This window comes from Paenibacillus sp. V4I9 (assembly GCF_030817295.1).
Classification (GTDB): domain Bacteria; phylum Bacillota; class Bacilli; order Paenibacillales; family NBRC-103111; genus Paenibacillus_E.
In genome coordinates, this window is the sequence record NZ_JAUSZE010000001.1 from 1,301,277 (window position 1) to 1,321,616 (window position 20,340).

The 20,340-nt window shown below is 46.2% G+C and carries 15 protein-coding genes and 1 other annotated feature; of the genes, 14 read left to right on the forward strand and 1 reads right to left on the reverse strand.

What is annotated here, in order from left to right; genetic code table 11:
* The first annotated feature begins 161 nt into the window (after positions 1-161).
* The 10 genes from hemA to hemL all read left to right on the forward strand — a co-directional run bounded on the left by hemA (position 162) and on the right by hemL (position 11,839).
* Complete coding sequence (hemA, locus tag QFZ81_RS06325; protein ID WP_307446713.1) at positions 162-1,565, forward strand: glutamyl-tRNA reductase; 1,404 nt, start codon at positions 162-164, stop codon at positions 1,563-1,565.
* A 33-nt stretch (positions 1,566-1,598) separates the two neighbouring features.
* Positions 1,599-2,429 carry a cytochrome C assembly family protein gene (locus QFZ81_RS06330; RefSeq protein WP_307446710.1) on the forward strand — a complete coding sequence of 277 codons (831 nt, stop codon included), beginning with the start codon at positions 1,599-1,601 and terminating at the stop codon, positions 2,427-2,429.
* The gene (locus QFZ81_RS06335; protein ID WP_307446708.1) at positions 2,420-3,187 is read left to right on the forward strand and encodes a precorrin-2 dehydrogenase/sirohydrochlorin ferrochelatase family protein; all 768 of its coding nucleotides are present in this window, start codon (positions 2,420-2,422) and stop codon (positions 3,185-3,187) included. Before QFZ81_RS06330 ends, QFZ81_RS06335 begins: the two co-directional genes overlap by 10 nt.
* Positions 3,188-3,189: 2 nt before the next feature.
* Positions 3,190-4,137 (forward strand): hydroxymethylbilane synthase, encoded by a 948-nt coding sequence (gene hemC, locus QFZ81_RS06340; protein WP_307446704.1) that lies wholly within the window; start codon positions 3,190-3,192, stop codon positions 4,135-4,137.
* Between the two features lie 5 nt (positions 4,138-4,142).
* Positions 4,143-5,675 carry a uroporphyrinogen-III C-methyltransferase gene (cobA, locus tag QFZ81_RS06345; RefSeq protein ID WP_307446701.1) on the forward strand — a complete coding sequence of 511 codons (1,533 nt, stop codon included), beginning with the start codon at positions 4,143-4,145 and terminating at the stop codon, positions 5,673-5,675.
* 68 nt (positions 5,676-5,743) lie between these two features.
* Positions 5,744-6,736 (forward strand): porphobilinogen synthase, encoded by a 993-nt coding sequence (hemB, locus tag QFZ81_RS06350; protein ID WP_307601959.1) that lies wholly within the window; start codon positions 5,744-5,746, stop codon positions 6,734-6,736.
* 197 nt (positions 6,737-6,933) lie between these two features.
* Complete coding sequence (hemE, locus tag QFZ81_RS06355; RefSeq protein ID WP_307446694.1) at positions 6,934-7,998, forward strand: uroporphyrinogen decarboxylase; 1,065 nt, start codon at positions 6,934-6,936, stop codon at positions 7,996-7,998.
* Between the two features lies 1 nt (position 7,999).
* Entirely contained in the window at positions 8,000-8,947 is a 948-nt protein-coding gene (gene hemH / locus QFZ81_RS06360) for a ferrochelatase (protein WP_307446690.1), read from the forward strand.
* Positions 8,944-10,410, forward strand: coding sequence for a protoporphyrinogen oxidase (gene hemG / locus QFZ81_RS06365; RefSeq protein ID WP_307446687.1), 1,467 nt, complete (start codon positions 8,944-8,946; stop codon positions 10,408-10,410). Before hemH ends, hemG begins: the two co-directional genes overlap by 4 nt.
* Positions 10,411-10,540: 130 nt before the next feature.
* On the forward strand, positions 10,541-11,839 hold the full coding sequence (gene hemL, locus QFZ81_RS06370) for a glutamate-1-semialdehyde 2,1-aminomutase (protein ID WP_307601961.1): 1,299 nt from the start codon (positions 10,541-10,543) through the stop codon (positions 11,837-11,839).
* Between the two features lie 60 nt (positions 11,840-11,899).
* Here the strand turns inward: hemL and QFZ81_RS06375 are convergent, their stop codons facing one another.
* Positions 11,900-13,378: a phosphodiester glycosidase family protein gene (locus QFZ81_RS06375; protein WP_307446682.1), complete on the reverse strand. Its 1,479-nt coding sequence runs from the start codon at positions 13,376-13,378 to the stop codon at positions 11,900-11,902.
* 281 nt (positions 13,379-13,659) lie between these two features.
* On the opposite strand from QFZ81_RS06375, the gene QFZ81_RS06380 reads away from it, so the two are divergent.
* The 4 genes from QFZ81_RS06380 (at position 13,660) to QFZ81_RS06395 (ending at position 20,333) form a co-directional block, all read left to right on the forward strand.
* Positions 13,660-14,547: an RluA family pseudouridine synthase gene (locus QFZ81_RS06380; RefSeq protein ID WP_307601963.1), complete on the forward strand. Its 888-nt coding sequence runs from the start codon at positions 13,660-13,662 to the stop codon at positions 14,545-14,547.
* A 117-nt stretch (positions 14,548-14,664) separates the two neighbouring features.
* Complete coding sequence (locus QFZ81_RS06385) at positions 14,665-15,687, forward strand: LysM peptidoglycan-binding domain-containing protein (RefSeq protein WP_307601965.1); 1,023 nt, start codon at positions 14,665-14,667, stop codon at positions 15,685-15,687.
* 177 nt (positions 15,688-15,864) lie between these two features.
* Positions 15,865-16,117, forward strand: a binding site (T-box leader).
* Positions 16,118-16,216: 99 nt separating this feature from the next.
* The gene (locus tag QFZ81_RS06390) at positions 16,217-18,886 is read left to right on the forward strand and encodes a valine--tRNA ligase (protein ID WP_307601967.1); all 2,670 of its coding nucleotides are present in this window, start codon (positions 16,217-16,219) and stop codon (positions 18,884-18,886) included.
* 70 nt (positions 18,887-18,956) lie between these two features.
* Complete coding sequence (locus QFZ81_RS06395) at positions 18,957-20,333, forward strand: bifunctional folylpolyglutamate synthase/dihydrofolate synthase (RefSeq protein ID WP_373463646.1); 1,377 nt, start codon at positions 18,957-18,959, stop codon at positions 20,331-20,333.
* Positions 20,334-20,340 lie beyond the last annotated feature (7 nt).

Genomic DNA, 20,340 nt, shown 5'->3' on the forward strand with positions numbered 1-20,340 from the left:
TGGAGCTCAAAGATCGCTATATTAGGTATATAGGAACGAAATGCTGTTAAAACTAACGAGCAGAATGTAGCATTCATAAATTATACAAAAAATTTGTCGGATTGCATGTTTTGCTGTGCTATAATAGTACATAGAATTAGACGGAAAGGCAGGTGGTACCTTTGCATATTATCGCACTAGGCTTGAACTATCGTACGGCCCCGGTAGAAATTCGGGAGAAGTTCGCTTTCTCCGATCAGGATTTACCTAAGGCATTGGCAGAATTGAAAGAAACGAAAAGTATATTGGAGTGTGTAATTGTCGCCACCTGCAATCGCACGGAAATCTACGCTGTTGTGGATCGACCGCAGATGTGCAGTCATTACTTGACACACTTCATTGAACGTTGGTTCCAAGTCGGCAAGGATCAATTCCAAAAGCATTTATATATGTATGAAAATGAAAAAGCGATTGAACATTTATTCCGCGTAACAAGCGGTTTAGATTCCATGGTCATTGGGGAAACCCAAATTCTAGGACAAGTGCGGGATGCTTTTTTATCATCTCAAAATATGAAAGCAACCGGGGCTTATTTCAATACGTTGTTTAAGCAATCCGTGACACTTGCCAAAAAAGCACACTCCGAAACAGGCATTAGCAATAATCCAGTTTCCGTCAGCTACGCCGCAGTGGAACTTGGTAAACGAATATTCGGCTCTTACATGAACAAAACGGTTATGATTATTGGTGCTGGTAAGATGAGCGAACTGACCGTTAAGCATCTTTACGCGAATGGAGCTAACAAAGTTATCGTGGTTAATCGTACGTTTGAACGTGCTGTGGAATTGGCGGAGAAATTTAACGGCATTCCATGTACCATGGATAACATGCTGGAGCATTTAGCGGAAGTGGATATTATTATTAGCTCGACGGGCGCTCCGGGATATGTTCTTACGAAGAATGATATTCAGTCCTATGTTCAAAAGAGAAAGTCACGTCCGCTTTTCATGATGGACATTGCTGTCCCTCGTGATCTAGATCCACAAATTAGCGGCTTACCTAATGTTTTTCTTTATGATATCGATGATCTGGAGAATATCGTAGATAAACATTTACAAGAGAGAAAGAAAGAAGCAGCGAAGATTGAAACAATGATTGAGTCTGAAATGGGTGTTTTCGAACAATGGACGAAGACGCTAGGTGTAAGTCCAGTCATTAGCGCTCTTCAAACAAAAGCGAGTCAGATCCACGAAGAGACGATGGATAACATGTTAAAGAAGCTGCCTGACCTTGATGAACGTGAAATTAAAGTTATTCGTAAATTAACGAAAAGCATTGTGAATCAAGTGCTGCGAGACCCGATCCTTCGCATTAAGGAAATGGCGGGAGAGCGTCATGGTGATGAAGCGCTTGAGTTATTCACGAAACTGTTTGCCCTAGAAGAGACCCTTGAACAACAAGAGCAAGCCAATCAGTTAGCACAAGAACTAGAAGCCGGGCATAAAGCAGTTGAAGCTAAGCAGATGCTGGATGATAAGTTGTCCGTGCTTAATTTACAGAACGCTGATATTCTAGCCCAATCTTGAAGAAAAGGGCGCTAATCGCCTAGGAGAGGTGCCATGGTAACACGTAGCTGGTTGTTTGATGCGATGATTTATATGTATGCCCTGAGCCTATTGTTTTACTTTTCGGATTTCGCTAATGCGAACCGAAGCGCGAAACGGATGGGGACGGGGCTGCTTTTGTTTGTATGGGTTCTGCAAACCGCTTACTTAGGAATTAACTTGTATGGTCATTTGACGGAATGGGCGTTTGCCCGATCGGATGTACTTTTTATGTTTTCGTGGTTGATTGTCACGATTTCACTGTTGATTAATCGATTTATCCGGATTGAATTGTTTGTATTTTTTGTGAATGTGCTTGGTTTTGCCATTTTGGCTTTGAATGTATTCGGTAATCCGAATGTAACGCCAATTAAGCCCGATTGGGACATCAATGATGAGCTATTATTTATCCATATTACCCTGGCGATTGGCAGTTACGTGGCATTCTCGATTGCAGCTATTTTCTCAGGCATGTATGTGTTTTTACACAAAATGTTGAAAGCGAAGAAATTTTCTCAAACGGTTATGAGATTACCTTCACTTGAGAAAATTGAGCATTATACCTATCTCTCCGTTATTATCGGAGCACCATTGCTTCTTATGGCTTTAAGTCTGGGTGTGGTCTGGGTTGTACTGGAGGGAGATCGTAATTTACTTTATGATCCTAAGGTGATTAATTCATTTTTTGTGTTAGCAGCGTACGCTTTCTATTTATTTCAGCAGCATTCTATGCGTATTTCGGGAAATAAGCTGGCAGCATGGAACCTCGCAGCATTCTTAATTGTAGTTCTCAATTTCGTGGTTTCTAATCTGGTTTCAGGTTTTCATGGGTGGATATGGAGCTAACGACGATAAATCATCCCTATCCAATTATGCTGAATCTGTCTGGACGCCGATGTTTAGTTATCGGCGGAGGGGCTGTGGCTGAACGAAAGGTGAAATCACTGCTGCAAGCAGGTGCCCGTGTAACGATCGTAGGCACAGAATTTACTGAGGGACTTATGGAGATGGAGAACAAGTCTGAAGTGGTTCTGTATAGGCAAACGTTTCATCCATCAATCATGATCGATGAAAGTTCAGATTTTGCGCCTTACACCTTGGTTGTAGCTGCAACGAATGATGCGGAAGTGAATGCTCACGTGCATGAGATAGCATCACGGCAGGGTCAACTAATCAACGTTGTTGATCAACCTCAATTGAGCTCCTTCATCGCGCCTTCTGTTGTTCGAAGAGGGAAGTTAGTTATTGCCGTTTCAACAGGTGGAGCAAGTCCTTCAGCTGCTCGTAAAATTGCTCAAGAATTAGACAACGCATATGGTGAAGAGTATGAAACGTACCTCGATTTCCTTAGTGATTTGCGGTTATTGATTCAGAGTAGAGTGGCCGATAAACAAGCTAGACAACGTGTTTTTAAAGAGATGCTTGAATGGGACGTGCTTGCCAAAATACGGAGCGGCACATTCGAGAGTTGGAAAGAGAAGCTCTACATAACCTTAGAGAAAGAACCTTGGATGCAGGGGCAAGTTCGAGATAGAGGTACGGATCTATCTGCTTGGTTAGCAGCTATCAAGGATATCGGGCAGCAAGTACAGGGAGGCGGGTAGAGATGAGAACAATCATAGTAGGAACTAGGCAAAGCGCATTGGCACTAACTCAGACGGGGCAAGTTGTGGAGCTTTTAAAACAGCTTGCAGCTGAACATGGGATCGCTTGTCAATTTGAAATAAAGAAAATTGTCACGAAGGGCGACCGCATTTTGGACGTCACCTTGTCCAAGGTAGGCGGTAAGGGGCTGTTCGTCAAGGAAATCGAACAGGCACTGGTGGACGGCGACATCGACATGGCCGTTCACAGCATGAAAGATATGCCCTTCGAGCTACCCGAAGGGCTGGTCGTTGGAGCGGTGCCGAAACGTGAGGATCCGCGCGATGCGCTAATCACACGCGGGCACCGCTCCCTGGACGAGCTGCCGCAAGGCGCGCTCGTCGGTACCAGCTCGCTGCGGCGCGCCAGCCAGCTGCAGCACCTCCGCCCGGACCTCCGAATCGAGTCGGTCCGCGGGAACATTGATTCGAGGCTGCGCAAGCTCGATGATGAGAACTTCGATGCGATTCTGCTTGCCGCGGCCGGTTTGCACCGGATCGGCTGGCAGGATCGCATCAGCGCGTACCTGCCGCCCGAGATCTGCCTCCCTGCCGTAGGGCAGGGGGCGCTGTGCATCGAGTGCCGGGGCGGCGACGCCTTCATGCTGGACCTGCTGAGCAGGTTCCAGCATGAGCCAACCGCGCTCGCGGTGCGAGCGGAGCGGGCTTTCCTTGGCAGACTCAATGGAGGCTGCCAAGTGCCGCTCGGCGCTTACGCGAGCATAAGCGAAGACAGCAGCGAATCAGAGGTGCCGCTGCTCACTTTAACGGGCATGGTTGGTACGCCGGACGGCGTCACCATGCTCAAGGAAACAGCTTCCGGGAGCGATCCGGAAGCATTAGGTTTGCTTGTCGCCGATAAACTTATCGCGCAAGGCGCAGAACGTATCCTGGCTGAGGTAAGGAAGTGAGCATCGTGAACAAAGGAAGAGTCTATCTCGTTGGTGCGGGTCCCGGAGATCCTAAACTCATATCGGTTCGCGGTATGGAAGCCATTCAGAAAGCCGATGTCATCGTTTATGACCGGCTGGCCAACCCTCGTCTACTCAAGCATCGTAGACCGGAAGCTGAGCTGATCTTTGTCGGTAAGCTTCCGGATAAACATATACTAAAGCAAGAAGAAATTAATCAATTGCTCGTAGATCTGGCCCTTCAGGGGAAAGTTGTGACTCGTCTCAAAGGCGGCGATCCCAGTGTCTTCGGTCGAGTGGGCGAGGAAGCGGAGCTGCTCGCAGATAACGATGTGATCTTCGATATTATTCCAGGTATCACATCCTCGATTGCTGTTCCTGCCTATGCGGGTATTCCAGTCACCCACCGCGACTTCACTTCGTCATTTGCGATTATTACTGGTCATGAATACCCGAATAAGACTTATTCCAGTTTGGACTGGGAGCATTTGGCTAAGGCGATCGGCACCATGGTCTTCTTGATGGGTGTGGCGAATCTTGAACAAATTTGTCGTGAATTGATTCGGTGCGGCAAACCGCCGGAAATGCCTGTTGCGCTCGTCAGATGGGGAACATGGGCGGATCAACAAACCATTACGGGAACCTTGGCCGATATTACGGAGAAGGTAAGAGAGGCTAATTTCAAATCACCAGCCGTTATTATTATTGGTGAAGTTGTTAAGCTGCGTGAGAAGCTGGCCTGGATTGAGAAGAAGCCGCTCTTCGGGCGTCGAGTGCTGGTAACAAGAGCTAGAAGTCAAGCAAGTGAGCTTGTGGATTTAATCGATGACATGGGTGGAGAAGCGGTTGAATTCCCTGTGATTCGATTACAACCGCCAAGTCGCCCAGAGGCCATTCAAGCACTGGACCTGGCCCTAGACAAGCTTCATGAATTTGACTGGGTGTTGCTGACAAGCGTAAACGGTGTTGAGTATTTTTTCCGTAGGCTGCGTGAAAAAGGGATTGATGTTCGCAAAATGGGGAAAGCTCGCATTGCAGCTGTAGGCCCGAAGACAGCCGAAGCGCTAGCTGAGCGTGGCATCATTGCGGATGTACTCCCGGCTAAATATCAAGGCGAGGGTATCCTGGAAGCTATTCAAGCAGATTTGAAAGCCGGCCAGAAGGTTCTATTACCTACGGCTGACTTGGCACGTGATTATTTGCCTGGTAAGCTCAAAGAGCTCGGTCTTGAAGTAACCGAAGTTGACGTCTACGAAAATGTACTCATAACAGACGATGGGGATGAAATCATTCATCTTCTGCAAAATCAAAGCATTCATATCATAACTTTTACAAGTTCATCTACGGTTACAAATTTACTTGAAGCCTTGCGTCAGCTGGGTGTGGAAGATCCGCTATCCTTGCTGCAAGGGGTTGAAATTGCCTGTATTGGACCCAAAACGGCAGAGACAGCAAGTCAATGTGGACTGCCGGTTACGTATATGGCTAAAGAGGCTACCGTTGCTTCATTAGTCCAAAGTATTACTCAACCTAAATAATAAAAATGCCTCAGTTGCAGCTTCTTAAGGAGCTGCATCTGATCGCCAATAAGGAGGCGGAATTCTTCATGAGTTTCCCTATCGTTCGTAATCGCCGCTTACGCGGCAATGCAGCTATTCGTAATCTGGTACGTGAAAATCAAGTGACCGTTTACGATGTTGTACAACCGATTTTTGTTACACATGGTACGAACATCAAGTCAGAAATTGCTTCGATGCCAGGTGTTTATCATTTTTCTTTAGACAGAGTGCAAGAAGAAATCGAAGAAATTACAAAGCTTGGCATTCAAGCTATTCTTTTATTTGGTGTTCCGGATCATAAAGATGCGACAGGAACTTCCGCCTTTATGGATGATGGCATTGTGCAGCAAGCGGCTCGCTTTATTAAAGAATTGAACCCGAATTTACTTATAATTGCCGATACATGTCTATGTCAGTTTACGGATACAGGTCATTGTGGTGTTATTCATCATCATCCGGTTACGGGACAAGCGGATGTGGCAAATGATGCTTCCTTGGAGCTGTTGGTTCGTACGGCTGTATCGCAGGCCAAAGCGGGTGCTGATATTATCGCTCCTTCCAATATGATGGACGGTTATGTACATGCTATTCGTTCAGGTTTAGATGAAGCTGGCTACGAGAATACACCGATTATGGCTTATTCCGTTAAATATGCATCAGCCTATTACGGTCCATTTCGAGATGCTGTGGATTCAACACCGCAATTCGGTGACCGCAAAACGTATCAGATGGATCCAGCTAACGGGCGCGAAGCTTTGCGTGAAGCGGAAAGTGACGTTGCAGAGGGCGCTGATTTCCTCATGGTGAAACCGGCTCTTGCTTACATGGACATCATTCGGATGCTGAAAGATAACTTCGATTTGCCGATAGTTGCCTATAATGTGAGTGCGGAATATTCGATGATTAAGGCTGCAGCCATGCAGGGATGGGTTAATGAAGAGGCTATCGTGATGGAAACAATGACAAGCTTCAAACGTGCCGGTGCGGATATCATCTTGACTTATTTTGCCAAAGATATTGCTCGTTATTTAAAAAAATAGCAAATTTCCAAATAGAGCCATTCACCTAAGATGCAAAGGCGAGCAGTTTCCGGAGGAAACGATCAGCATGTAATCTTAGTGCGGATGGTTCTTTTGTCATACTTTTGTCGCAAAACATAAGCTTACCTCAGTTGTGACAGGGGTATAATTAGGGCATAATGAATGAGAATAGATGGAAACCCAGAGGAAGGTGCCTCATGACCTACAACGATAATTTTATTAAAGCATGCCGAAAAGAACAGGTGGATACGCTGCCCGTTTGGTATATGCGCCAAGCTGGACGTTATGATCCGGATTATCGCAAAATCAAAGAAAAGTACTCACTGCTTGAAATTTGTCAGCAACCAGAGCTAGCCGCGGAAGTTACCATGATGCCCATTAAAAAGTTGGGTGTTGATGCAGCCATTTTATATTCGGACATTATGAATCCCGTTGCTTCACTTGGAATCGATTTTGATATTGTCAAAGATGTGGGTCCTGTGATTCATACGCCAGTTAGGACAGCGCAAGATGTTGAGCGCCTGCGTCCTATAGACGTGGAGAAAGATTTATCGCATATTATTCAAACGATCCGTATCTTAGACAAGGAGCTTGAGGTTCCCCTCATCTCATTTGCGGGTGCGCCATTTACGATTGCGAGCTACTTGATTGAAGGTAAGCCATCCAAAAGCTATATTCGCACGAAGCAGCTTATGTACTCCGAACCAACCGTTTGGTTTGCCTTAATGGAGAAGCTTGGTGATATGGTCATTACGTACTTGAGAGCGCATATCGCAGCGGGTGCTAAGGCTGTTCAAGTATTTGATAGCTGGGTTGGCGCACTTTCTCCTGCGGATTTTCAAATGTATGTGCTGCCGACAATGACGCGAATATTCAAAGAACTTGCGGACTTGAAGGAACCAAAGATTTATTTCCCAGGCGTGAGTTCAGGGGAGTTACTTCCTTATCTCAAAGACATCCAAGCGGATGTTATTGGTCTAGATTGGCGGATTCCAATTTCTGTAGGCCGTGGAAGAATTGGCGAGCGCTTTGCCGTGCAAGGAAACTTGGATCCCTATATTTTAACAGCTCCGATGAGCGTTATTGAGCAACAGGCGAAAGCCATTATAGATGAGGGGATCCAGCAACCAGGATATATCTTTAACCTTGGTCATGGGCTATTCCCGGAAGCATCGCTTGAGAAGTTAAAGGATTTGACTACATTCATTCATACTTACTCACATTCCGTACTAACGCAGCAAGCAGAAAAGAGTGGTGTTTAGCATGGCGAATCAGCGTATTGGTGTTTTAGTCATGTCTTATGGTACTCCGGAAAGTTTGGATCAAGTTGAAGCTTATTACACACATATTAGACGTGGGCATCCTCCAACGCCTGAGCAGCTGCATGAATTAACTGCTCGTTATGAGGCAATTGTAGGAGGGTTCTTCCCGCTGCGTGAAAATACGAACAAGCAGGTTAAGGGCCTGGAAAATACACTTCGTCAAGAACACCCAGAAGTTGAATTCGTCTGTTATCAAGGTCTGAAGCATGCTCAGCCTTACGTAGAAGACGGTGTGGAGCAAATGGTTAAGGACGGTATTACTGAGGCTGTGGGAGTCGTTCTAGCCCCTCACTACTCAACTATGAGCGTTGGCGGGTACGTGAAAAGAGCGAAAGATAAGGCAGAGGCACTTGGTCTGAAGATTGATTTCGTTCTTGACTATCATCTTCATCCTAAACTGCTTGATGCCCTTAGCACACGTGTTGACAAAGCCTTAGAGAAATTCTCCGGTGTGAATCGAAATGATGTACGTGTTATCTTTACTGCGCATAGCTTGCCTGAGAAAATACTTGAATTGAAAGACCCATACCCAGATCAATTGCTTGCCACTTCCAAAGTCATTGCTGAGCGTGTAGGTCTGACGAATTGGCAGTTCGGTTGGCAAAGCGCAGGGCAAACAGCGATGCCGTGGCTTGGTCCGGATATCTTGGATGTTTTACGTAAGATCAATCAAGAGGAAAGCGTCAAGAATGTTCTCCTATGTCCGATCGGCTTTGTTTCGGATCATCTGGAGGTTCTCTACGATATCGATATAGAAGCACAGGCCCTAGCCAAGGAGCTTGGACTGCATTTGGAACGAACAGAATCGCTAAATACAGACCCTCTGTATCTGGAAACATTGAGTGATGTTGTATACAAGAAATGGAAAGAGGTCACCCGTTTATCATGAGTACTAGGATTCCTCACTACATGATTGTTGGCGGGGGGATTACGGGGCTTAGCGCAGCTTTTTACTTAAAGAATAGGTTGGAGTCAGCGGGAGCTCCTTTTCGTCTTTCTGTGGTGGAGAAGTCCCCGACATTTGGCGGGAAAATTCATACCATAGAACGAGAGGGTTTCGTCATTGAAAAAGGGCCGGATTCCTTCCTTGCACGGAAGCGCCCTATTATTGATCTGGCTTATGATCTTGGGCTAGAAGATGAGCTTACAGGAACGAATCCTGGGGCGAAAAAGACCTATATTGTGCGTCAAGGTAAGCTGCACCGCATGCCACCTGGCTTAGTGCTCGGCATACCAACACAAATGACACCGTTCATGAAGACGGGCCTCATTTCCCCATTAGGTAAAATGCGAGCTGCACTTGATTTGATCCTGCCGAAGCGTGATTTATCAACGGATGAATCTCTTGGGCATTTTCTGGAGCGCCGCTTAGGGAAAGAAGTGCTTCAACGTATCGTGGAACCGCTTCTAGCGGGGATTTATGCTGGTGATACGTTTAAGCTTAGTTTAAAAGCAACGTTCCCACAGTTTCGAGCGATGGAGCAGAAGCATCGCAGTTTAATTCTAGGGATGATGGTCAGTCGCAAAAACGTGAGTGAAGAGAGTGCTCACTTACCTTCTGCGGTACGTAACTCGGTTTTTGTGACGTTCAAGAAGGGGCTTCAGACGTTGGTTTCGGGCTTAGAAGACGCCTTGAAGACTGTGGATCTACGAAATGGCGTCGGGGTTATATCCGTTCGTAAAATGGGTCAGCAGCAAACTGAGGTTATCTTTGAGGATGGACATAGTGAAATGGTAGATGGCGTTATCCTAACTACGCCTGCTTATCAGGCAGCGCAGATGCTAGCAGATTTACCTGCAGCAAATCAGCTTAAGAAGATTGATTACATTTCCGTGGCGAATGTTATTATGGCTTTCGATCGCAAAGACATCCCTTTTGCACTGGATGCCTCGGGCTTTCTAGTGCCGAAAACCGAAGGCAGGACGATTACTGCGTGTACCTTAACATCTGCTAAATGGCTGCATACAGCCCCAGACGGGAAGGTGCTTCTGCGTTGTTATATCGGTCGTGCAGGTGAGCAAGAGTGGCCGAAGTGGTCGGATGAACAACTAATTAGCAAAGCCCGCCATGATCTGCGGGAATTATTAGGACTAAAGGCGGAGCCGCTTTTTACGGATGTAACTCGTCTCATGCATTCTATGCCGCAATATCCTGTGGGTCATCTGGAGCAGATTGCGCAGTTCCGTGAAGAGCTTGCTGCAGCTATGCCTCAAGTCCTTATCGTGGGTGCGGGGTTCCATGGAGTGGGTCTGCCTGATTGTATAAGGCAAGGTAAAGAGGCTGCGTGGCAGCTTGCGGACCTGATCCAAAACCAGTCACAGGAAGCCGCTGAAACAGCCAGTTCGATTTAACGAAGCTTGGCCAGATCTAATTTGAAATCTGATGCTGAAATACAGAACCGCTGAGGACCATATAAAAAACGGAGCCGACTTCTTTTTCGGAAAAACTTAATCATAGATAGACTACTGGGGGTATGAAATTATGGGAAATTCGAGTAGAATCGACACGCGCTCTTCGGCCGCCTTTCTAGAAGCTAAGAAGATCATTCCCGGTGGAGTGAACAGTCCTGTTCGCGCCTTTAAATCAGTTGGTTTAACACCTTTGTTCATGGAGAAAGGCTCAGGTTCTCGCGTAACGGATATTGACGGGAATACCTTTATCGATTATGTAGGATCCTGGGGTCCATTAATCGTAGGACATGCTCACCCTGTCGTGCTGGAAGCTATTAAAGGAGCGGCCGAAAAAGGGACAAGCTTCGGTGCGCCGACACTTCTAGAAACGGAAATGGCAAAGCTGGTCATTGAACGGGTGCCGTCCATTGATATGGTTCGCATGGTGAATTCAGGGACAGAAGCGACTATGAGCGCCCTACGGTTAGCCCGCGGTTTTACGAAGCGCGACAAGATCGTGAAATTCGAAGGAAGCTACCATGGCCATGCAGATGCCTTACTGATCAAAGCTGGCTCCGGTGTAGCCACACTTGGCCTTCCAGATAGTCCAGGGGTCCCGAGTAGCGTGGCCTCGAATACGATCACCGTGCCTTACAATGATTTGGCATCCGTTAAATTAGTGTTTGAAAAGTTTGGGGAAGAAATTGCGGCTTTAATCGTTGAGCCGATTGCAGGGAATATGGGAGTTGTGCCTCCAGCTGAAGGGTTTTTACAAGGATTACGTTCCATTACTCAACAATATGGTTCTTTGCTAATCTTCGATGAGGTGATGACTGGTTTTCGCGTGCATAAACACTGCGCACAGGGCTTGTACGGCGTTACACCTGACTTAACATGTCTAGGTAAGGTCATTGGCGGAGGACTCCCTGTTGGCGCTTATGGAGGCCGACTGGACATCATGGAGCAGATTGCTCCTGCAGGTCCAATCTATCAAGCAGGAACCTTATCCGGTAATCCACTAGCGATGGCAGCAGGCTTCGCAACGTTATCCTTATTGGGCGAGCCCAATGTCTATGAGGAACTGGAACGCAAATCCGCGAAGCTGGAAGCTGGATTTGCTGGGAATGCCGCTGAATTTGGCGTGGCAAGCACAATTAACCGAGTAGGGTCCATGATATGTCCATTTTTCACTGAGCAGGCTGTCACGAATTACGATACAGCCAAAACGTCTGATCTAGCTAAGTTTAATGCTTATTTTGGCCATTTGCTCGATTTGGGAGTTTCAGTTGCACCTTCGCAATTCGAAGGGATGTTTATATCTACGGTTCATTCCGATGAAGATATCGCTGCTACAATCGATGCTCATCGTGAAGCGTTGAAGCGATTATAAGTTTGTAATATATAAAGACCTGGCCAACATGGCCAGGTCTTTTGCTTACTTATGTAAGTTTTAGTTTGTTTTTATGGTTGGAGCAACACTTGAAGATGGCAGTGCACTATTCCCATTGTTTGTTTGCCCTTGGATAGGGCTTGTACTCGGTGTAGGCGTCGGGCTTGGCTTTGATGATGTGGAAGCTCCTGGTGAGGAGCTTCCTGTGCCTGTGCCAGAACCTGTGCCGGTATTGCCATTGCCTGTACCTGTACTCGGTGAAGGACTTGGCTTCGTAGAAGGTGTCGGTGAAGTTTCTGGCTTCACTGACGGACTTGGTTTGACAGTACCATTATCTGATCCTGAAGGTGGATTAGACGTGCCATTCTTACCTGCTTCACTGCTGGATTCAGGCTTGGTTGACGTTGTTGATTTCGGTGTAGGTGTTGCTTTAGGCGGGTTCGCTTTTTTAGTCGCTTGTTCTCTCAGGAAATCAGGGTGGTCATAAGCACCACCTGGATCGATAGTCTTAAGTCCTTCCCAAACATTCTTCACCTTTACTTGGTCAGGATGATCAAAAACTAGGAAAGCAGAAGGTAAGCGACGCTCCCCGTAACGACTTGAGGGCTTCGTAATCAGCTCATCGTTGTATACCATCTCGGAGGAAGCTCCGCCATCCAAGAAGCCAGCATTAATGACGCCATCTGCGAGAAACAGATCCTGAACCTCTTTAAGTGTTGCGCCTACACTGTGCGTTTGTCGGCCGTCGATCACGATGAAAATAACCGTTCCGTCGGCTTTTTGTCCCACAGCTGTACGAGGTGCGCGTCCCCAGCCTCCGTCACCGCTAGTAATGAGCGGTTTTCCGTTAGCAATAACACGCGGATAGAAGGATACGGCGTCAGTGACACCAAGTTTAAGAAGTTCGTCAATCGTATACTTCCCGATAATGAGTGTGCCTTCTTTTGTGAATCCAACAATATGTTGAGGAATGCTGCCTTCTTGGTCTGTATAAAGAATTTCTCCACCGGACATAATAGCACCAATTGGCGCAAATCCGTTTCCAAGTCCGTCTGGATCGTTGAAGCCTCCGCCATTTACGCCTGCGACAGCGCCAGTACGCTCTACCATGGATGTAATTCTTTCCCCTTCACCTTGCTTTGCGGGGACAACAACACGAATCGTTCGTGGGTCATATACATACATTTTCTTGCCCTTCCAAAACTGGCCAGAAATATCCTCGACTTTCACAAGACTTTCCGTAGAACGATTTTTATTGAATTGAACCGCCCGCAAATCTTGTTTTTCAACAGAGTTGATTTCGGTCAAATTTTGCATTTCGAGAACCATCTGATCTCTACGCTCAGCACCAACGAAAATCCAGGCCCAGTCACGATGCTGCGTCGTAATAACCGTTTTAGCCAAATATTCGCGTATATATTCTCCAGGTGGGGTTAGAAATAAGAAGCTTGAACTAAGAAAAGTACAAACAGCTATAACGAGAAAAGTGCGTTTCAGCCAACTATAACTCCGAAAATGTTCTAATATTGAACTACCCAAGGTTGTTCCTCTCCTGCTCTATTATTCTATTTGGTATTTAATATTTGATTAGTAATGTCGAAAAAAAACAATACAAGACTTATATTATCATATTTTAGCATGCAATTGTTATTGGTAATTGTTAAAATAAAGTGTACATAATCCCTATTTTCATGAGGAGTAATGAATTCTATGAAACGATATTACTTTTTTGATTTTCCAATAGATTTAATGGCGGTTGTTTTGGTATTTCTAGTCATTCTGCTCGTAATCTATCTATCCTTTCGTAAAGGTACTCGAATATGACAGAGTGGAAACGCAGCGGTGAATGGTTGGAGCTCCCCGTTCCAAATCCGTTATGGAAACCTCTTAAACCAGGGGCTATAGAAGAATTAATAGCTATACTGCCAGTTCCTAGAAAGTATTTTCTTCGACTAGCCTCTCAAGGCCTTATTAAGATTCAGGATGATAAAATTCGACTTCATGCGTTTCCTGAAGAGAAGGCTGCTTTCAAACCTGAGTCTTATGATCTTGGCATTTTATATGAGGACGACTTTTGCCTTGTCGTTAATAAACCGGCAGGGATGTCTGTTCATCCAGCAGAAGCAGGGCAAAGCGGTACGTTGGCTTCTGCGGTAGCCTTCTATTTTGAATCGACAGGCCAGGCTTGCGGGGTTCGGCATATACATCGTTTAGATCAAGATACGACCGGAGCTGTACTATATGCCAAAAATGAGTGGGCGCATGTGCTTCTTGATGAAGCAATGCGTGACAAACGAATTGATAGACGCTATGTAGCGCTAGCTGAAGGCGTATTCCGAATAAAACAAGGATCGATAGATGAACCTATCGGTAAAGATCGTTATATCTCAGGCAAGCGAAGAGTTTCGCCTAGCGGTGATCAAGCGGTAACACATTATCGGGTTTTACGGCAAATGAAGAAAGCGGCTTTCGTAGAATTGGAGCTAGAAACAGGGAGAACCCATCAAATTCGGGTCCATCTCAGTCATTTAGGCCACCCCTTAGTAGGGGATTCCCTTTATGGGGGTTCATCGCGATTGTTTCATCGACAAGCCCTGCATGGAGAGAGGCTTTTGTTCGATCATCCTGTTACTCAAAAGCAAGTCATCGTGCATGCTCCGCTGCCGCAAGATTTCAAACTTTTGCTAGAAGAAGTTTCAGCCCTGTAAAAATGTAGTCATGCCTAGCCCTTCCCACCCATATACTTTTAGAGACAAACAAGTAAATGGCCAAACAATCCGAATGCTGTCCAGCATTTGGATTTGATGGAAGGGAGGATTAATTCGGTGTCTGAACAACAACCAGGTTTAAGATTCGATATCTATGAACGCGTTCATTTGCAAGAAGATTTGGCGGGGATACAAGAATTAAATGATGTAGAATTGCTTCCTCATATTCAGGTAATTACTTTGGATGATCAGGCAATCCTGAAAGGAAACTTGCTGCTCACGGGCAATTATTTCAGTGAGGAAGGGAGTACACCCAGATCACTTGAGCACCTGATTCCAGTCGAGATCACATTACCTTTAAATCGCATTCATCGTGTCGAAGATATTCAGGTCGCGATTGAAAATTTTGATATTGATCTTTTATCAGCCAGAAGCTTGAACGTTACAGGTGTTCTTTCCCTACAAGGCGTCGAAATTGTGTCGGCTCCGCTGGAGAGCTGGCGGGAAGAAGAGGAAGTTACTTTCGTTCATGAGGTTAACATCCCAAGTTTCGAGCCGCCTATGCCCTATCAACCACAGCCCGTACAGGAACCTCAGGCAGTTCCAACCATACGAGAACCCGTAAATGTAGCTTCTTATGCAGCTGTTACTCCTTATGTGGCTCCCATTCAAGATGAGGTTGGTTCTGACGATGGTGTAGTTGTAGTGGAGATTGAACAAACCGAATTAAAGGTGACACCCCATCAAGAAAGCACGGTGGTTACGGAAGACAAGAAAGAGCTCAAAGTCGCCTTTGGCAAAAAGGCGGCTGAGGCTGTGGACATCAACCCGTATGGTATTAAATCGCTTCTTTCTAAGGCGGGCTCGTATCTTACCGATAAGAGGAATGCAGAAGCAGAAGCGCAAGCTGCGCTTGCGGAAGAGACGCGAATAGATGCTGTGGAGTGGAAGCGACTCTTTCTTCAAAGCAACGCAGGAACGCAAGAGTTTAGGAAACTAAAACTTTGCATTGTTCAAAAAGAAGATACGTTGGAATCGATTGCCAAACGCTATCAACTCAACCCGCGTGAGCTTCAACTCTTGAATCGTATGAGTGATCAAGAAATTTCAGTTGGGCAGGTTATTTATCTGCCTAGATAAATAACAGATACATAGGCAAGAGCCTTTGGCTGCTTATAGCGGCTGAGGGCTCTTATTCGTTTTCGTAACATCTTTCGGAAGCAAGCATAATATATGCATAAACGGTAATACTGGAATGATATATTGACTCTATTTCAAATGTTCGATATCATATGATGTAAACCATTTTGAGTAATATTGGAAACGTTGATAGGGAGTAGTAGGCGGTAAGCCCTTCAGAGAGTGGAACTGGTAGCGCTGAAAGGTTCCATAGGAAGCAACCGAACGAAGTCGCCCTGGAGTTGTGAATGTGATTGTATGCGCCCGTTTATGCGGTGAGCAGCATTAGCATTCGCCGGCCGCAGCCGTTATCTGTTTGAGAGCCACGCGCTTCTTTTGAAGCTGCGCGGAATGAAGGTGGTACCACGGAAGCAAGCCTTTCGTCCTTTGCGGGCGGAGGGCTTTTTTTGTTTGAATGGCCGCCGATGTGAGATGACTTACAGGCCTCATAAGCCTGTTTAACAGAGATAATAGTAATGGAGGTAATCTTATGACAGAAGCTAATGAAACCAAAGAACAATTGCAAATGCCTACTACGTACGATCCTAAAGATGCCGAGCGCAAGTGGTATGATTACTGGATTAAAAATGAATTTTTCAAAGCGGGCACACGTCCTGATGCGGAAACTTACACCATTGTGATTCCACCTCCGAACGTTACAGGTATGCTGCATATTGGGCACGCGCTTGATTTTACACTGCAGGATATTTTAATTCGTACCAAACGGATGCAGGGTTATGACGCACTTTGGCTGCCTGGATCTGACCACGCAGGTATTGCCACCCAAACTAGGGTAGAGCAAAAGCTCCGCGAGCAAGGACAATCACGTTATGATCTTGGACGCGAGAAGTTCTTGGAGAAGGTATGGGAGTGGAAGGAACTATATGCAAACACGATTCGTGAGCAATGGGCCAAAATGGGTTTCTCGTTGGATTATTCACGTGAACGCTTCACCTTGGATGAGGGCCTATCACAAGCCGTTCGTGAAGTATTCGTAAGCCTTTATGAGAAAGGCCTGATTTATCGCGGGAATTATATTATTAACTGGGATCCAGCGGCTCGTACAGCGCTTTCTGACATTGAAGTAGAATATAAAGAGGTGCAAGGCGCTCTCTATCACTTAGAATACAAAACGACGGATGGAACAGATTCAATCGTTGTTGCCACGACTCGTCCTGAGACGATGCTTGGCGATACAGCGGTTGCTGTTCATCCGAAGGATGAGCGCTATAAGCATCTCATCGGCAAAACGCTGCTTCTCCCTATCGTGAATCGCGAGATTCCGATCATTGCGGATGAGTATGTTGAAAAAGAGTTCGGAAGCGGCGCCGTAAAAATTACACCGGCTCACGATCCGAATGACTTCGAAGTTGGGAAGCGTCACGACCTACCGCAAGTTCTGGTTATGGACGAAACCGGCAAGATGAACGCGAATGCGGGTCCTTACCAGGGGAAAGATCGTTTTGAATGCCGCAAGCAAATTGTCGCTGACTTGAAGGAGCAAGGTGTTCTTATCAAAATAGAGGAACACGTTCATCAAGTAGGTCATAGCGAGCGCAGCGGCGCAGTGATCGAGCCTTATTTATCAACACAATGGTTTGTGAAAATGCAGCCGCTTGCTGATCAAGCGATTGATGCACAAAAAACAGGCAAAGGTGTTAACTTCGTTCCGGATCGTTTCGAGAAAATATACTTAAACTGGATTGAAAACGTGCGTGATTGGGTTATTTCCCGTCAGTTGTGGTGGGGACATCGCATTCCTGCCTGGCACTGCGCGGATTGTGGCCAAATCACGGTAACGCGTGAGGACGCTACGGCTTGCTCGCACTGCCAAAGCACGAATTTGAACCAAGACAACGATGTGCTTGATACATGGTTTAGTTCCGCATTGTGGCCGTTCTCTACACTTGGCTGGCCGAATGAGACTGAGGATATGAAGCGTTTCTATTCGACGAATGTACTGGTTACGGGTTACGACATCATTTATTTCTGGGTAGCTCGGATGATCTTCACCGCTCTTGAATTTACGGATCAAATTCCGTTTAAAGATGTATTGATGCATGGTCTTGTACGGGATTCCGAAGGCCGCAAAATGTCAAAATCCCTTGGCAATGGCGTCGACCCGCTTGAAGTAATTGAGAAGTACGGCGCTGATGCTATGCGCTATATGATTTCGACGAGCAGCACACCTGGGCAAGATCTACGTTTCCGTTGGGAACGTGTGGAGCAAGCGCGGAATTTTGCGAATAAGATCTGGAATGCATCTCGCTTTGCTTTAATGAATCTCGAAGGTGTAACCGCAGCAGATATTGATCTTACGGGTCAACTAGGTACGGCAGACCGCTGGATTCTACACCGTCTGAACGAAACTGTTCGTGACGTGACTCGTCTAATAGACAGCTATGAATTCGGTGAAACTGGCCGATTACTGTACAATTTCATCTGGGATGATCTCTGTGATTGGTACATTGAGTTCAGTAAATTAAGCTTATACGGGACAGATGCTGCTGCGAAAAGTAAAACGCAGTCCGTACTTGCGTATGTACTTGACCAAACCCAACGTTTGATTCATCCATTCATGCCGTTCATTTCGGAAGAGATTTGGCAGCATCTGCCGCATGTGGGTGAGACGATTACGCTTGCCTCTTGGCCCGTAGAGAATCAGGCTTTCGAATCGCCTGACGCTGTTCGTGAGATGGAACTCTTGATGGACGTTATTCGCTCCGTTCGTAATATTCGGGCCGAAGTGAATGTGCCAATGAGTAAGAAAGTTGAACTGCTTGTAAAACCGGCTAGCAGCGATACGCTGAGTATTCTCAGCAACAATGAGGAATACCTGAAGCGTTTCTGTAACACATCCCTGCTCCAAATCGACGCAGAGATGGCAGCTCCGGAGAAAGCCATGACAGCTATCATTACAGGAGCTGAACTTTTCTTGCCGCTGGCTGGTCTTATTGATATTGCGCAAGAGCTCACGCGCTTGGATAAAGAATTACAATCTTTGCACGGTGAAGTAGAGCGTATCGAGAAGAAATTGGGCAATGAGGGCTTTGTGGCCAAGGCACCTGCCAAGGTCATCGAGGAAGAAAAAGCAAAGCTTGCCGATTATGCCGACAAGCGAGACAAAGTGATTGCTCGATTGACGGAGTTAAAAGGATAATCGCAGAAAATCAAACGATTGCCTAGTTACGAAAACAAGCTGATTCATATAGTAAATGAGGATGAGATCAATGGATAAAATCAAAGACACCCCTTCGGCTGAATTCCAGACAGCGCAAGAAGCCATTGCCTGGATTGTCGGCCGGATGGAGAAGCTCGGCATGAAACCGGGACTTCAACGTATGCAGATGCTAATGGAGAAACTAGGTCACCCCGAACGTAGGCTGAAGTTCATTCATGTGGCTGGGACGAATGGCAAAGGTTCTACATGTGCCTATCTATCTTCTGTTTTGCAGGCTTGTGGATATGACGTGGGTACATTCACTTCTCCTTATTTGGAGAAGTATACGAATCGTATCCAAGTGAACGGAGCCGACATTCCAGATGACGTGCTGCTCAGACTGGTGAATGAAATGAAGCCAATGGTTGACGAAATTGCGGAGACTGAGGTCGGTCCTCCGTCTATGTTTGAAATTTCGACTACGCTCGCGATAATGTATTTTGGCAAAGTAGCATATCCAGATTACGTAGTATGGGAAACTGGTCTCGGGGGAAGGCTGGATAGCACGAATATCGTGAATCCTGTCGTAACCATCATTACGAATGTTGGCCATGACCATATGGAAATCTTGGGGGATACACTCGAATTAGTAGCAGCAGATAAAGCAGGTATTATTAAAGCGGGAGTACCCGTCATTACCGCTGTTGAGCCGCATGAGGTTTGGAGTGTGATCGATCAAACAGCCAAGGCCAAAAAAGCAACACTCTACTCACTTGGTGGACAATTCAATTTCACGAATGTGAAAAGTGAGCTAGATAGCCAAACTTTTGATTTTAGTGGGCCGTTTCGAAATATTAAGGGTGTGCCGATTACGTTAAACGGAGAGCACCAATTGAAGAATGCAGCTGTGGCCGTAATGACGCTTGAAGTTCTTCGTCAATATTATGCCTGCATCGTAGATGATGAAGATCTGTTCAAAGGACTCAAGGAGACACGTTGGCCAGGCAGGCTTGAGATGGTTTCGAGCGAGCCTCGTATATTAGTTGATGGCGCTCACAACCCAGAAGGGGCCGCAACGTTGGCTGCCGCGCTTCAAAATGTATATACTTACCGTAAGCTTCATATGATGGTAGGAATGCTTTCGACGAAGAATCATACAGGCTACCTGAGGCATATACTACCATTGGTGGATACTCTTGTTATTACGGAACCCGATTTTCATAAAAAAGGCGACGCTTCTATGCTTGCTGAGATTGCAAGAGAGCTGCTGCGCGAGATGAACCGTGAGATAGATATCATTGTCGAGCGAGACTGGAAGCGAGCTTTGGAAGCACTAACAAGTAGAACTGAGCAGGATGATCTGGCGGTCGTATCCGGCACGCTGTATTTAATCTCTGATGTTCGTTCTTGGATTACCTATCAAACCGATTCTGAAAAAGGATGGTGAGAACGGC